This is a genomic window from Caballeronia temeraria, assembly GCF_001544795.2.
GTDB classification, from domain to species: domain Bacteria; phylum Pseudomonadota; class Gammaproteobacteria; order Burkholderiales; family Burkholderiaceae; genus Caballeronia; species Caballeronia temeraria.
Genome location: NZ_FCOI02000005.1, coordinates 207204 through 221330, shown reverse-complemented (window position 1 = coordinate 221330; position 14127 = coordinate 207204). Strand labels below are relative to the sequence as shown.

16 protein-coding genes are annotated in these 14127 nt (G+C 66.1%); 7 read left to right on the top strand and 9 right to left on the bottom strand.

The window, feature by feature from the left end; genetic code table 11:
- Positions 1 to 98: 98 nt before the first annotated feature.
- The 3 genes from AWB76_RS10285 to AWB76_RS10275 are packed head-to-tail and all read left to right on the top strand — an operon-like array spanning position 99 to position 3119.
- A complete protein-coding gene (locus AWB76_RS10285) occupies positions 99 to 1838 on the top strand; it encodes a pyrroloquinoline quinone-dependent dehydrogenase (RefSeq protein ID WP_061160040.1) in 1740 nt (579 codons plus the stop codon).
- Positions 1838 to 2449 (top strand): c-type cytochrome, encoded by a 612-nt coding sequence (locus tag AWB76_RS10280; protein WP_061160039.1) that lies wholly within the window; start codon positions 1838 to 1840, stop codon positions 2447 to 2449. The genes AWB76_RS10285 and AWB76_RS10280 overlap by 1 nt, the downstream gene beginning before the upstream one ends.
- A 22-nt stretch (positions 2450 to 2471) precedes the next feature.
- On the top strand, positions 2472 to 3119 hold the full coding sequence (locus tag AWB76_RS10275) for an ankyrin repeat domain-containing protein (protein ID WP_061160038.1): 648 nt from the start codon (positions 2472 to 2474) through the stop codon (positions 3117 to 3119).
- Here AWB76_RS10275 and AWB76_RS10270 read toward each other — a convergent pair.
- The 7 genes from AWB76_RS10270 to AWB76_RS10240 form a co-directional block, all read right to left on the bottom strand.
- On the bottom strand, positions 3116 to 4264 hold the full coding sequence (locus AWB76_RS10270; protein ID WP_061160037.1) for a DUF1501 domain-containing protein: 1149 nt from the start codon (positions 4262 to 4264) through the stop codon (positions 3116 to 3118). The two genes, AWB76_RS10275 and AWB76_RS10270, sit on opposite strands and share 4 nt — an antisense overlap.
- Positions 4265 to 4268: 4 nt before the next feature.
- A complete protein-coding gene (locus AWB76_RS10265; RefSeq protein ID WP_061160036.1) occupies positions 4269 to 5708 on the bottom strand; it encodes a DUF1800 domain-containing protein in 1440 nt (479 codons plus the stop codon).
- Positions 5709 to 5771: 63 nt separating this feature from the next.
- Entirely contained in the window at positions 5772 to 6245 is a 474-nt protein-coding gene (locus tag AWB76_RS10260) for a periplasmic heavy metal sensor (protein ID WP_061160035.1), read from the bottom strand.
- The gene (locus AWB76_RS10255; RefSeq protein ID WP_061160034.1) at positions 6242 to 6682 is read right to left on the bottom strand and encodes a hypothetical protein; all 441 of its coding nucleotides are present in this window, start codon (positions 6680 to 6682) and stop codon (positions 6242 to 6244) included. Before AWB76_RS10255 ends, AWB76_RS10260 begins: the two co-directional genes overlap by 4 nt.
- On the bottom strand, positions 6679 to 7236 hold the full coding sequence (locus tag AWB76_RS10250; protein WP_061160033.1) for an RNA polymerase sigma factor: 558 nt from the start codon (positions 7234 to 7236) through the stop codon (positions 6679 to 6681). The genes AWB76_RS10255 and AWB76_RS10250 overlap by 4 nt, the downstream gene beginning before the upstream one ends.
- 205 nt (positions 7237 to 7441) lie before the next feature.
- On the bottom strand, positions 7442 to 7774 hold the full coding sequence (locus AWB76_RS10245; RefSeq protein ID WP_061160032.1) for a YXWGXW repeat-containing protein: 333 nt from the start codon (positions 7772 to 7774) through the stop codon (positions 7442 to 7444).
- A gap of 108 nt (positions 7775 to 7882) precedes the next feature.
- Entirely contained in the window at positions 7883 to 8797 is a 915-nt protein-coding gene (locus tag AWB76_RS10240; protein ID WP_061160179.1) for a LysR family transcriptional regulator, read from the bottom strand.
- 106 nt (positions 8798 to 8903) lie between these two features.
- On the opposite strand from AWB76_RS10240, the gene AWB76_RS10235 reads away from it, so the two are divergent.
- Positions 8904 to 9872 (top strand): alpha/beta fold hydrolase, encoded by a 969-nt coding sequence (locus AWB76_RS10235; protein WP_061160031.1) that lies wholly within the window; start codon positions 8904 to 8906, stop codon positions 9870 to 9872.
- Between the two features lie 54 nt (positions 9873 to 9926).
- A complete protein-coding gene (locus tag AWB76_RS10230; RefSeq protein WP_061160178.1) occupies positions 9927 to 10868 on the top strand; it encodes a glutathione S-transferase family protein in 942 nt (313 codons plus the stop codon).
- 6 nt (positions 10869 to 10874) lie between these two features.
- Here the strand turns inward: AWB76_RS10230 and AWB76_RS10225 are convergent, their stop codons facing one another.
- Positions 10875 to 11810: a 3-hydroxybutyryl-CoA dehydrogenase gene (locus AWB76_RS10225; RefSeq protein WP_279616398.1), complete on the bottom strand. Its 936-nt coding sequence runs from the start codon at positions 11808 to 11810 to the stop codon at positions 10875 to 10877.
- Positions 11811 to 11842: 32 nt separating this feature from the next.
- Positions 11843 to 12322, bottom strand: a complete 480-nt coding sequence (locus AWB76_RS10220; protein ID WP_061160029.1) for a 2,4'-dihydroxyacetophenone dioxygenase family protein — start codon at positions 12320 to 12322, stop codon at positions 11843 to 11845.
- Between the two features lie 119 nt (positions 12323 to 12441).
- Between AWB76_RS10220 and AWB76_RS10215 the strand changes: the two genes are divergently transcribed.
- Positions 12442 to 13368, top strand: coding sequence for an ABC transporter ATP-binding protein (locus AWB76_RS10215; RefSeq protein ID WP_061160028.1), 927 nt, complete (start codon positions 12442 to 12444; stop codon positions 13366 to 13368).
- Positions 13365 to 14126 carry an ABC transporter permease gene (locus AWB76_RS10210; RefSeq protein ID WP_061160027.1) on the top strand — a complete coding sequence of 254 codons (762 nt, stop codon included), beginning with the start codon at positions 13365 to 13367 and terminating at the stop codon, positions 14124 to 14126. The genes AWB76_RS10215 and AWB76_RS10210 overlap by 4 nt, the downstream gene beginning before the upstream one ends.
- The last annotated feature ends 1 nt before the right edge of the window (position 14127 follow it).

Sequence of the window (14127 nt, the reverse complement as noted above, 5' to 3'; positions counted from 1 at the left end):
TTTTAAATTGCCTATTCTTTTTTGCGGGCGCAGAAGAGGACACGTCATGTTCCGCCGCGCATAACGAGGACCGAACAAGAACGATTTGGGAGACTGTCATGGCCGGTTTTTCCCGTACCTCGCTCGTTCCGCTCATTGTCGCCTTCGGTGCTTTCGGGATCGTGACATCGCCCGGAATCCAAGCCGCCGACGAAATCCAGAACGCCAACACGACGCAAGCCGCGCCGGTCCCGAGTTCGCTGCGACCTATCTCGCAGCAACAACTCGACGGCGCCGCGGGCGACAGCGCGTCCTGGCTGCACTCGAACGGATCGTATGCCGAAACGCGCTACGCGAGCGCGACGCAGATCAACACATCGAATGTCGCGAAGCTCAAACCGGCATTCATCTTCCAGACCGCCGTGATGGAGTCGATGGAAACCGCGCCGATCGTCTCGAACGGCGTGATGTTCCTCACGACGTCCTACAACCACGTCTACGCGATCGACGCGGTCACGGGCAAGGAGTTCTGGCATTACAAGCACAAGATGGGTCCGGTCACGACCTTCTGCTGCGGCCCGAACAATCGCGGCGTGGCGATCTCGGGCGACCGGCTCTTCATGGGCACGCTCGACGCGAAGCTCGTCGCGCTCGATGCCAAGACCGGCAACGTGCTGTGGTCGACGCAGATCGCCGATCCCGAGGAAGGCTATTCGGAGACGATGGCGCCCGTCGTCGTCGATGACAAGGTGCTGATCGGCACGAACGGCGGCGAGTACGGCATACGCGGCTTCGTGAAGGCGTTCGATGCGAACTCCGGCCAGTTGCTGTGGACCTTCTACACGATCCCCGACACGGGCAGCGAAGGCGTCTGGGCCGAGAACGACGCCGTCGGCCGCAATATGAAACGCGACATCGCGGCGGAGAAAAAGACGCTCGCGGACAAGGGCACGGACTTCAGCAAGACGCTCGGCGGCGGCGTGTGGATGGCGCCCGCGATCGATCGCAAGACGCGCACGGTGTATTTCGTGGTCGGCAATCCGTCGCCGGACCTCTACGGCGCGATTCGCCCCGGCGACAATCTCTATACGGATTCGCTCGTCGCCGTCGATCTCGACAGCGGCAAGTACAAGTGGCACTTCCAGTACATCGCGCACGACGTGTGGGATCTCGACGCGGTGAGCCCGCCGATTCTCATCGACGTGAAGGACAAGAACGGGCAGATGATTCCCGGCATCATCCACGGCGGCAAGACGGGCTTCGTCTACGTGCACGATCGCCGCGACGGCAGGCTGATCCGCGTGTCCGAGCCGATGATCCCGCAGGAAGGCGTCTGGACCCTGCCGACGGCCACCGGCGCGCGCATGCTGCCGGGCGCGAACGGCGGCGTCGAATGGTCGCCGATGGCCTTCAGCCCGAAGACACGCATGGCCTACGCGGCGAACCTGCATCAGCCGATGACGTATCAGGTCGAGGAAGCCGCGTATCCGGGCGGCAAGCTGTGGCTCGGCGGCGCGTTCAAGGTGATTCCGTCCGAGCAGCAATGGGGCAGGCTCGTCGCGGTGAATGTCGATACCGGCAAGATCGCGTGGGGCTTCAAGACGGATCAGCCGCTCATCGGCGGCGTGCTCGCGACCGCGGGCGGGCTCGTGTTCAACGGCGAAGGCAACGGTCTCTTCCGCGCCTTCGACGCCGCCACGGGCCGCAAGCTCTGGGAGTTCCAGTGCGGCGCGGGCGTCAATGCGCCGGCGGTGTCGTATATGGTGAACGGCAAGCAGTACATCGCGGTCGCGGCGGGCGGCAACACGCAGCTCGACTTCAAGCGCGGCAACAGCCTGCTCGTGTTCGCGCTGCCTTGATGACGACGCGATCGAAACGCGTGCGGGTCTGGCTCGTCTACGCGCTGTGGCTTGTCGCGTGTCTGCTGCTGTCGCTGCCTTCGCTTTCGCGCGCGGACGCGCAGACGGACGCCGCGACGAAGGCGGCCGTCTGCACGTCGTGTCATGGCATCGGCGGGAATTCGACGACGGGCGAGTATCCGTCGCTCGCGGGGCAAACGTCGCGCTACCTCTATTTCCAGTTGCGCGACTTCAAGGCGGGCCGCCGCAGCGACCCGCGCATGTCGCCTATGGCCGCGAATCTCACGCCCGACGACATGCACGCGCTCGCCGATTACTTCGCCGCGCAAAAGCCCATCGCCACCGATTTCAAGGCGGACCCGGTCAAGGTCGAGGCGGGCAGGAAGAAGTCCGAAGAGATTCTCTGCACGATGTGCCACCTCGGCGGCTTCAAGGGGCAAAACGAGATTCCGCGCGTGGCCGGGCAGCAGTATGCGTACATCGTGAAGCAGTTGCAGGATTTCCGCGACAGGAAGCGCACCAACGACGCGGGCAACATGACGAGCGTGTCGAAGAATCTGACGGACGCGGATATCGAGAATCTCGCGAACTACATCGCGAATCTGCAATGACGCATCGAAGGCGCTTATAACGATGACAAAAATCCTCCGCCTGCTGGCATTCGCCTGTTCGATGACCTGCGCGATCGCGCACGCGCAACAGGACGCCTACGCGCTCAACGAACGTCTGCTTTCCGCCACGCGCGAAGGCGATCAGGCCGCCGTCACGCGTCTGCTCGATGAAGGCGCGTCGATCGATTCACGCAACCGTATCGGCGACACGCCGCTCATCAGCGCGTGCAAGAAGGGCCTCGTGCCGATGGCGCGCATGCTGATCGAGCGCGGCGCGAACGTGAGCCAGGCGGACGTGCAGGGCATCACGCCGCTGATGGCCACGGCCTTCGACGGCAACGAGGAAATTGCCGCGCTGCTGATCGCGCATCGCGCGGATGTGGCCGCGACGGATCGCGTCGGCAAGACCGCGATCGAATATGCGGCCGGGCGCGGGCATACGGCGATCGTGCAGCGTCTGCTCGATGCGGGCGTCGACGTGAACGCGGCGTATCGCAATCATCTGACCGCGCTGATGTGGGCGGCGGGCTACGATCAGGAAGAAACCGCGTCGATGCTGCTCGCGCGCGGCGCCAAACGCGATCTGCGCGACGATCGCGGCATGACGGCGAGGGATATCGCCGAGCAGACGCATTCGATGCGCGTCGTCGATCTGCTGTCGAAAGGTTAGGTTTTCAGGATTCGTTGTCCGAAGCGCTGCGCGCCGCCGTCCGGAAAAAGCGCCGCGCCGACGCGCTGCGGATCGATGCCGAACGTCTCGCCCGCCGCGTTCGCGATCACCGTATCGAGGCCGATCGTCGGCTTCAGATCGCGCGCCTGATACAGCGATGCATGCGCGAGCCCCGGCCAGTCCGCCAGCACACGCCCGCCCGCCACCGCGCCGCCGACGATCATCGCCGCCGACGCCGTCCCGTGATCCGTGCCGCCCGTGCCGTTCGCCGCCGCCGTGCGGCCGAATTCCGTCGCCACTAGAACCGTCGTGTTCGCCCAGTGTTCGCCGAGCCCGTCGCGCAGTGCGGCGAGCATCGTGTCGAGCGCCTTCAGTTGCCCGGCGAGACGCGGATTCTGCGCGCTGTGCGTGTCCCAGCCGCCGGTTTCGATCATCGCGATGCGCGGGCCGTCGGGTTTCGCGAGAAAGGTTGCGGCGAGCTTGCCGAGACTCGCCGGGTCCTGACGCGCGCCCGCATCGGCGGCGAGGCCGCGCGCCTGCATCGCGGCATCCCAGAGCGGGTGAAGCTGCGCATCGGCGGCGTAGAGCTGCGAGACGCGCGTGATGAGATCGTCGGGCGCCTGCGGCAGCGACGACGGCGCGTACGACGTCACTTCGGCACGTCCGCGCAGCGCGACCGGCACCGTCGGCGCGAACGCGATCGCATCGGCGCGCGGGGCGGGCAGCATCGACAGAAGGCGGTTCATCCAGCCGTCTTTCAACTGATACGGCGCGTTGCCGCCGGTTTCGAGCACGTTCTGGCCGTCGAAGTGCGAGCGCTCGCGATACGGCGACGCCACCGCCTGCACGAAAAGCGCCTCCTTGCCCGCATACATCTGCGCGACCTGCTTGAGCGACGGATGCAGCGCGAACGTGCCGTCGAGCTTCGCCGCGGTGGAGGGATCGATCGCGAGCGGGCCGCGCAACGCCGCGTAAGCGGGATCGCCGTACGGCACGACGATGTTCAGCCCGTCCGCCGCCCCGCGCTGGATCACGAAGACGAAGCGGCGATCGGTTTCGGCGGACGCGAAAACGAGTTGCGGCGCGACGAGCATCGCGCCGGCGCTCGCGCCCGCGCACCATAGGAATCGGCGACGCGTCAGCATGGGTTCATCTCCTTAGAAAATCGGGCGATACGAGCAGGAGCGCGAGCGCGGTCGGCGCGCTTTCCGCGCGGGCGACGGCGCTCGCGGTCGCTTCGGACAGCGAGCCCGCGAGCAGTTGCGGACCGAGCGCGCGGGCGTCGAGCGTGTCGCCGGCGGATTGGCCGAAACGCGCGGCGAAGCGCTGCGCCAGCTCGACGCGGCGCACGAGCGCATCGGGCGCGGCCCAGCTCGCGGCGACATCGTCGTAACCGGCGGGCGAGCCGGGACGCCACACTTGCTGGCCGAGTTGCGTGAAAAGCGGCGCGGCGTGCATGCCTTGCAGATCGGTGCGCCCGAGCCCGCGCAACGACGACACCGTCCAGTCCCACGGCGTCTTGAACTTGGCGGGCGCGCTGGACCATGCTTGCGGCGCATCGACGAGCGCGCGATACACGGATGGCAGATCGCCGCCGGTATCGGAGAACACGTTCGCGAGTCTGTCGACGAGCGCGGGCGGCGGCGTATCCGCGACGAAGTGGCGCGCGAGCTTGTCCGCGATGTGATGCGCTGTCGCAGGCGCGGTCGCCAGATCGTGCAGCACGGCGAGCGGCTGCGCTTCGTCCGGCTGGGCGTACTGCTGGCCCATCACCGTGCGCGCGCCCGGCTCGTGCAGACGCGGACGGAACACGAACGCGCCGGGCGGCGCCGGATCGTTGGGATTGCCCGTTCCGTTCGCCGCATTCGCCGACATCGCGCCGAGACTCCAGCCGGTGAGGGCGCGCGCGAATTCGGTTACGTCGGCCTGCGTGTAGCCGCTGCGCACGCCGAGCGTATGCAGTTCCATGATCTCGCGCGCGAGGTTCTCGTTGAGACCGCGTTTGTTGCCGGGATTTCTCGTCGCGGCGCGCATGGCCGCCGGACTGTCGGGGCCGACCGAGCGCGCCTGATCCAGAAAGATCTGCATCGCCGGATGCCGCTCGACCGCGACGAGCATGTCCTCGAAGCGGCCGAGCACGTGCGGGCGGATCGCCTCGTTCTCGAACGAACCGGCGAGCATCGCGACAGGCGGCTTCTCGATCGACACCGCGAAGTGGTTCGCCCAGAAATGCACCAGACGTTCGATGAACGGCGTGCCCGTCGCGAGCGCGCTCGTCACGCGGGCATCGACGGCATTGCGGTACACGTCGCGGATCTGCTCGCCGTACTGCTTGCGCACGGCGGGTTTATCGGCGTCGCTCGCGTCGCGCAGCGCGCGCTGGCGCTCCGCGAATTGCGCGGCGAGCGCGGCGCTCGACGGCTGGCCGTTCAGCGCGGGCGGCATCGGCTGATAGGCGCTTTTGCGCGGATCGGCCTGTTCGATGAGCCAGCCGCGCGGATCGGCGGGCAGCGGCTCGCCCGGACGCGCGCCGAGCCCAAAGCGATTCACCGCGATGGCGGCAGGCGAGAGTTGCGGCGCGATGGCCATGACGGACTCCGAAGTGCTCGATGCGGGTTAAACGCGTGGGCGTGCAAAACCCGTCGCTTCAATTCACTGCTGCGGCCGCTCGTCGGCCGGCACGGCGCGCAGCGGACCGTAGCGCTCCATCGCACCGACGAGCTTCAGGCGTTCCTCCGGCGTGAGCGTCGCGGCGAAATCCGCGACCGTGCCTTCGATGCGCGCACGCAATGCGACATCGGCGTCGCGCGTGCGGGCGAGGGCGTCGTCGAGCGCCTTGCGGTCGAAGTCGCGCGCCGCGAGGAGATGCGCGAGATCGATGCGCCCGTCGCGTGCGGCGCGAATCAGCGGCACGCTTTGGCGCCGCGTCTGGCGCAATGCGTCGCGCAATTCGCGCTGGCGTTCGGCGGACAGATCGGCGGCGGCGAAGCGGATGCCGCGTTGCTGCGCGGTCTCGGCGCGCTGATGCGCGAACAGCCGATACGCGCCGCCCGCGATCGATCCGATCAGAAACACGTTCAGCACGAGCGAGACCGCCGCGAGCGTCTTCAGCGTGCGTGGACTCATTGATCGCTCCAGTCGGAAGGGGCGCCGCCGAAGGCCGTGCCCGAATAGGATTGCTCGAACCAGCCGCCGTGCGCGATCTCGCCCGGCGCGGGGGCGGGCGCGAGCAGCGAGACGAGCAGCGCGCCCGCCGCGACGCCCGCCGCGCCCGCGCCGACGAAGCCCACGCCCGAAAACCAGATGCGCGGACGCCGCCAGAAGGCGCGCGCGGGACGCGTCGGCGCGGAATCGACGATGCGCCGCGCGAGGTCCGGACTCGGCGCGGCGACGGCGTGCGCGTCGAGCAGGCCGTCGAGCGCGCGGGCGTCGGCGAGGGCGGCGAGCGCGTCGGCGTCTTGCGCGTTCACGAGCGCAAGCGCCGCGTCGCGTTCGTGCGCGGGCCAGCGTTCCGGCGACGCGCCGTACGCCTCGGTGATGCGGCGGAATCGTTCGGGTGTCATCGATGTTCCTTCGGGGCGTCGAGCGCGGCTCTGAGATTGCGGCGCGCGCGGGCGAGCAGGCTTTCGAGCGCTTCGACGCTCACGCCCATCAAGGCCGCCGCTTCCGCGTTCGGCAATTCCTGGTAGTACTGCAGCACGAGTGCTTCGCGCTGCCGCGCGGGCAGCGTCGCGAGCGCCTTTTGCATGCGCGCGTGGGCGTCGGCGGCGTCGAGACGCTCGTCGGGAAGCGGGGCGAGATCGGCCTGCTCCGGCATATCGTCCGAAAGCGTCGTCTCGCGATGACGGCGCAGACGGTCATAACACAGATTCAGCGTCACGCGATGCAGCCACGTATCGAAGCGCGCTTCGCCGCGCCGCCATTTCGGCGCGATTTTCCAGATTCGCAGGAACGCTTCCTGAGCCACGTCGTCGGCCTCGTCACGATCGCCGAGCATGCGCGACGCGAGCGCGACGATGCGCGGGAGCTTCCTCGCGACGATCTCGCGGATGGCTCCCGGTTCCCGATTGCCGACGCGGGCAATGAGCGCGGTATCCGGATCTTCTTCTTCGTTCAATGTGGTGTCGGGTTTCGTTGCGCATGTCGGACTGTTGCAGCGACGTCGTCCGCGTCCTCAATAAACCACGACCGGCCCGCGATAGTAGGCCGGATGCGCCGGATACACGACGCACCCGGCAAGCGTCGCGGCGACGAGCGCCGCAGCGAGCAATGTCTTCAACATGATGAGCCACTCCTGTTCGCTCGTGGTGCGCCGCGCGGGATTACGCCCAGTGACCTTCGACCCAGCGCCAGTTCGGCCCGTGCTGTATCCAGTGGCCCGGAACCCAGCGATACCCCGCGCGCACCGGCCGCCAGTGACCCGGCGCCCAGACGTAGCCGCCGTGGGCATAGCGCCAGTGGCCGGGATCCCACGCATAGCCCGCGCGCGGCGGCGGCGGCGCCTCGACACGCGGCGCCGGCGGCGCGGCCGGCGCGACGACGATGGCCTGCGCGTTGGCCGGGCCGCTGTGCAGCGCGGCGAAAGAAACTGCGACGACCGGCGCAAGGATGGCCGCCGAGAGTGCCGCGCGCAGCGGCGAAGCTGTTTTTTTCATGGTCTGTCCCGTCGATTAACGTTGTGACGAGAACTTGAACGCGGCGACCGGCGCGTTTCCGTCGCGCGGCGGACGCGGAATGTGTAACGAGGTTTTACGCCGATACCGTCAGGCGAATGTGTCGATGCCATCGACGAGCCGTTTCGCGAGGCGCGGCTGCCGGAGTTGCTCCGTCCACCATTGCAGCGCGCGGCCTTCGTGATCGCCGCGCCAGCCGACATAGAGCACGTTCGGCTCGCGCGGGTCGGCGGTTTCCTTCTCGACGAGTTCGCCGCGCGCCAGAAGCGTCTCCACGCGATGCCGCGGCAGCCAGCCCGTGCCGAGCCCTTGCCGCTGCGCGAGGATCTTGGCGCGCATCGTCGGCACGGCGAACGCGGCCTGGCCGCCGAGCACGCCGTACGCACGTCCCGCCGAACGCGACGAATCCGCGACGACAACCGCCCGATGCGCCGCGATCTGCTCGCGCTTCAGCGGGCCGCTCAGATTCGCAAGCGGATGACGCGGCGACACGGCGAATACCCATTGCATCACGCCGAGCTCGAACCAGCGCAGACCGGGAATCGCGGGCGGCTCGTTGGTGGCGCCGACGATCAGATCCGCGCGGCCATCGCGCAGCGCTTCCCACGTGCCGCTCAGCACTTCATGCGTGATGCGCAGCGCGACGCCGGAATCGAGTGCATCGAACGCCTGGACGACCGGCAGCAGCGTCTCGAATTCGAGGATTTCGTCGCAGACGAGCCACAGCCGGTCTTCCCAACCGCTCGCGATCTGCTTCACGCGCTGCGCGAGCCGCGAGACGTCGAGCATCAGGCGCGACGCTTCGTCGGCGAGAAGATGTCCGGCGGGCGTCAGTTGCAGCCGGTAGCGCCGCCGGTCGAAGAGCAGCGCGTCGAAGCGCGTTTCCAGTTGCCGCGCGGCGTGCGACACGGTGGACGGCGCCTTGCCGAGCCGCGCCGCCGCGCGCGACAGGCTGCCGGTTTCGCGAATCGCGTCGAGCAGCGAGAGCTCTTCCTCTGACAACATGTTCGACTCCATCGAACGAGTTCATCGTCGGGATCGTACGGCAAAAGTGGGGCGGCGGTCCAACATGAGCTTTATCGGATAACCGAACCTTCGATGGAGCTGAACGATGAAACCTTTCCTGCACACGATCCGCCGCGCCGTCGGCGTACTGCTCGCAGCCGCCGCGCTGCATCCGTCCGCGTACGCCGCGAACACGCCGCATCCGCCGCACGTCGCCGCCGCGAGCGCGATCGAATCCCGCACGATCGATGCGAACGGTGTCGAGCTGCACTATCTGCAAGCCGGACACGGCGACGCGACGCCCGTCGTCCTGCTGCACGGTTACACGGAAACGAGCCGCATGTGGCAACCGCTGATGACGCGTCTCGCGGGCGAGCGCGTCGTGATCGCGCCCGATCTGCCGGGCGCGGGCGGCTCGGCGATCCCCGCTTCCGGCTACGACAAGAAGACGCTCGCGCAGGACATTCACGCGATGGTGCGGGCGCTGGGCTATCGCAAGGTGAAGCTGGTTGGGCACGATATCGGGCTGATGGTCGCGTATGCGTACGCGGCGCAATATCCTGACGAAGTCGAAAGCATCGTGCTGATGGACGCGTTCCTGCCCGGCGTCGGCGACTGGCAGAAAGTCTGGCTCCTGCGCGACAAATGGCACTTCAACTTCTACGGCGACACGCCGGAAAAGCTCGTGCGCGGCCGCGAGCGCGTCTTCTTCGAACATTTCTGGAACGACTTTGCCGCCGATCCCGCGCATTCGGTGAGCGAAGCGGATCGCCGCTATTATTCGGCGCAATACGCGCGCAATGGCCGCATGCGCGCGGGCTTCGAATACTTCCACGCTTTCCCGCAAGACGCCGGTGATTTCGCCGCTTTCGCGAAAACGCCGCTCACGATGCCGATGCTCGTCCTCACCGGCGAGCGCGCGTCGGGCACGTTCCTGATCGATCAGGCGAAGCTCGTCGCGACGAACGTGCAAGGCGTGGTCATGCCGGGCGCGGGCCACTGGCTGATGGAAGAAGCGCCGGATGCGACGATGGCGCAACTCGTGCGCTTCATCGACGCGCCTTCATCGAACTGAATGTGACGATGCCGTGGCGCAGCGCTTGCGCGACGGCATGCAAGGAGAATGGAAATGGGACTTCTCGTCGACGGAAAATGGCAGGACAAGTGGTACGACACGTCGTCCACGGGCGGGCGCTTCGTGCGCAAGGACGCCGCGTTTCGCAACTGGGTGACGGCGGACGGCGCAAGCGGCTTCAAGGCCGAGGCGGGGCGCTATCACCTGTATGTGAGTCTCGCGTGTCCGTGGGCGCATCGCACGCTCATCATGCGCGCGTTGAAGGGGCTGGAAGGGATGATCGATGTGTCGGTCGTGAACTGGCTGATGCTCGAAAACGGCTGGACGTTCGACGATGCTCCAGGCGTCGTGCCCGATACGATCAACGGCGCGCGCCTTCTGCATCAGGTGTATACGGCGGCCGATCCGCATTACACCGGCCGCGTGACGGTGCCGATTCTGTGGGACAAGCAGCGCGGGACGATCGTGAACAACGAGTCGTCGGAAATCATTCGCATGCTGAATTCCGCGTTCGACGGCCTCGGCGCGAAACCGGGCGATTACTATCCGCCCGAGTTGCGCGAGGAAATCGACGCGCTCAACGCGCGCATTTACGACACGGTCAACAACGGCGTCTACAAGGCGGGCTTCGCGACGACGCAACCCGCCTACGAGGAAGCGGTGACGCCGCTCTTCGACACGCTCGACTTTCTCGAAGCGCGCCTCGGCACGCGCCGCTATCTCACGGGCGACCGATTCACCGAAGCCGACATCCGCCTCTTCACGACGCTCGTGCGTTTCGACGCCGTGTATGTCGGCCACTTCAAATGCAATTTGCGGCGCATCGCGGACTATCCGCATCTGTCGAGGTTCGCGCGCGAGATCTACCGCATGCCGGGCGTCGCCGCGACGGTGAACTTCGAGCACATCAAACGGCACTACTACGAGAGCCATCGGACGATCAATCCGACGGGCATCGTGCCCGCCGGACCGGTCCTCGATTTCGATGCGGCCTAGCCGGGCTCAGTCGTACTGATACACGCCGCGCTTCGTCTTGCGCCCGAGCCGTCCCGCCGAGACGAGCTCGCGCAACAGCGGGCAGGCGCGGTACTTCGAATCGCCGAAGTCCTTGAGGAACACGTCCATCACCGAGAGACACACGTCGAGCCCGATCAGGTCGGCCAGCGCGAGCGGTCCGATCGGGTGGTTCGCACCGAGCTTCATGCCCGCGTCGATTTCCTCCGCGCTCGCCACGCCTTCGTACAGCACGTAGAACGCTTCGTTGATCATCGGCACCAGAATGCGGTTGACGACGAAGCCCGGCGAATTGCGTACGCCGATCGGCGATTTGTCGAGCTTCTCCGTGAGTTCGCGCACGGCGGCGGCGGTTTCATCGCTCGTCTGCACGCCGCGGATCACCTCGACGAGTTGCAGCAGCGGCACCGGATTGAAGAAGTGCATGCCGATGAAGCGTTCCGGCGTGGCGAGGGTCGCGGCGAGCGCGGTGATCGAGATCGACGACGTGTTCGACGCGATGATCGCATCGGCGCGCGCGGCGCCCTCGATCTGCTTCAGGATGCGGTTCTTGAGCTCGGCGTTCTCGGTCGCGGCTTCGATCACGATGTCGGCGTCTCCGAGACGCCCGTAGTCGGTCGACGTTTCGATGCGCGTCAGGGCTGCGTCGCGCGCCGATGCCGCGAGCTTGTCCTTCGACACGAGCCGCTCGAGGCTGCCCGTGAGCGAGGCGATGCCCTTCGCGAGCGCGGCGTCGGTGACGTCGATCATGATGACCTTGAAGCCCGCGACGGCCGCAACCTGCGCGATGCCGTTGCCCATGGTTCCCGCGCCGACGATGCCGACGGTCTGAATCTTCATGCTTTTGCTCCTCCTAGATCTGCGCCGGCCCGTGCGGCCGGCAAACCGGAAATGGTCGAAAGCGCGCAAGGCGCGTCCAGGCATCGATTCTAACCAGCGGAAATGGCCGCGGCGGTTTACCCGAAAGCCGTCAAATCCCGGGCGACGATGCCGTTTGCATGACAAAAGGCAGAATAACGGTCCCAGCCGCTTTGCCAGCTTTCGGCGGCGAGCACCTGGCCGCTGTCGTTCACGAACAGCAGTTCGCCCTGAATGATATTGAGCGTGACGATGTCCGCACCCCCCGCATCGGGCGGCAGCGCCTCGGGCGTGTGGCTCGAACCGGCCGTCTCGTACACGATGCTGCCCGGCTCCGCGATCCAGTCGTGCTCGCGGTATTTCCAGCGTCCCTGCACCGTATAGACGATCACGGTTCCCGTATGACGATGGCGCGGCATCTGGCCTTTCGCCGGCGCCTTCATGAGCGCGATGACCTCGCCGCGCACCGGATCGAGCTTGAAATACTTGACGAGCACGCGCTCGCTGTACGGCGTGAACGGCACCCACGGCAGGTCGGCGTCGTTGAGGCACGAGGTCTGAATCTGTTCGAACAGCATGATGTCGGCTCCTTTCGGGGAAGTCCATTTTAGGCACTGGCGCACGCGCCCAAAATTAGCCGAATGGCCGACCCCCTTCGTCCAAGCCGGATCGCGCCGTATCTGCTATCGTCCACGCCATGCCAACCATCATCACCGTATCCAATCTGTCGAAGACCTACGGGTCGGGCTTTCGCGCGCTCCGGGACGTGAACCTGGAAATCCGCCGCGGCGAAATTTTTGCGCTGCTCGGCCCGAACGGGGCGGGCAAGACCACGCTCATCAGCACCGTCTGCGGCATCGTGAATCCGAGCGAGGGGACAGTGACCGTCGCGGGTCACGATATCGTCACGGACTACCGCGCCGCGCGCGCGATGATCGGCCTCGTGCCGCAGGAACTCACCACCGACGCGTTCGAGACCGTCTGGGCGACCGTGTCGTTCAGCCGCGGGCTTTTCGGGCGGCCGAAGAATCCGGCGCACATCGAGAAGGTGCTCAAATCCCTCTCGCTCTGGGCGAAGAAGGACAACAAGATCATGACGCTCTCGGGCGGCATGAAGCGGCGCGTGCTGATCGCGAAGGCGCTCGCGCACGAACCCGACATTCTCTTTCTCGACGAGCCCACCGCGGGCGTCGACGTCGAACTGCGCCGCGACATGTGGGACCTCGTGCGCGAACTGCAGCGCAACGGCGTGACCATCATCCTGACGACGCACTACATCGAGGAAGCGGAGGAGATGGCCGATCGCATCGGCGTCATCAATCGCGGGGAAATCGTGCTCGTCGAGGAAAAGCACGAGCTGATGCGCAAGCTCGGGCAGAAGAAGCTCACGCTGCAACTGGAGCATCCGCTCGCCGAAGTTCCGGCGCAGCTTCAGCCCTACGGCCTCACGCGCTCGGCGGACGGCAGCGAGCTCACGTATACGTATGACGCGCACGACGAGCCGGGCCGCATCATCGCGCTGCTGCGTCATGTGGACGAAGCCGGCGTGCGTTTCAAGGATCTGCAAACGACGCAAAGCTCGCTCGAAGACATTTTCGTGAGCCTCGTCAGGGAAGCCAAATGAATCTATACGCCGTTCGCGCGATCTACCGTTTCGAGATGGCGCGCGCCGGACGCACGCTGATGCAGAGCATCGTGTCGCCGGTCATTTCCACGTCGCTTTACTTCGTGGTGTTCGGGGCGGCCATCGGCTCGCGCATTCCGCAAGTCGACGGCATCAGCTACGGCGCGTTCATCGTGCCCGGCCTCGTGATGTTGTCGCTGCTCACGCAAAGCATCGCCAATGCGTCTTTCGGCATCTATTTCCCGAAGTTCACCGGGACGATCTACGAATTGCTGTCCGCCCCGGTGTCGTACTTCGAGCTCGTCGTGAGCTACGTGGGCGCCGCCGCGACCAAATCCGTCATCCTCGGCCTCATCATTCTCCTGACCGCGCGATTATTCGTGCCGCTCAGAATCGATCACCCGTTCTGGATGATCGTGTTTCTGCTGCTTACGTCAGTGACGTTCAGCCTGCTCGGGTTCATCATCGGCATCTGGGCGGACGGGTTCGAGAAACTGCAGATCATTCCGCTTTTGATCGTCACGCCGCTCACGTTTCTCGGCGGCAGCTTTTATTCGATCAATATCCTGCCGCCGTTCTGGAAGACCGTCGCGCTGTTCAATCCGGTGGTCTATCTGATCAGCGGATTCCGGTGGAGCTTTTACGGACTCGCCGATGTGCACGTCGGCGTGAGTTTCGGCATGACGCTGGTGTTTCTTGCGGTATTCATCGCGATCGTCGCGTGGATCTTCAAGACCGGTTACCGGGTCAAATCGTAGC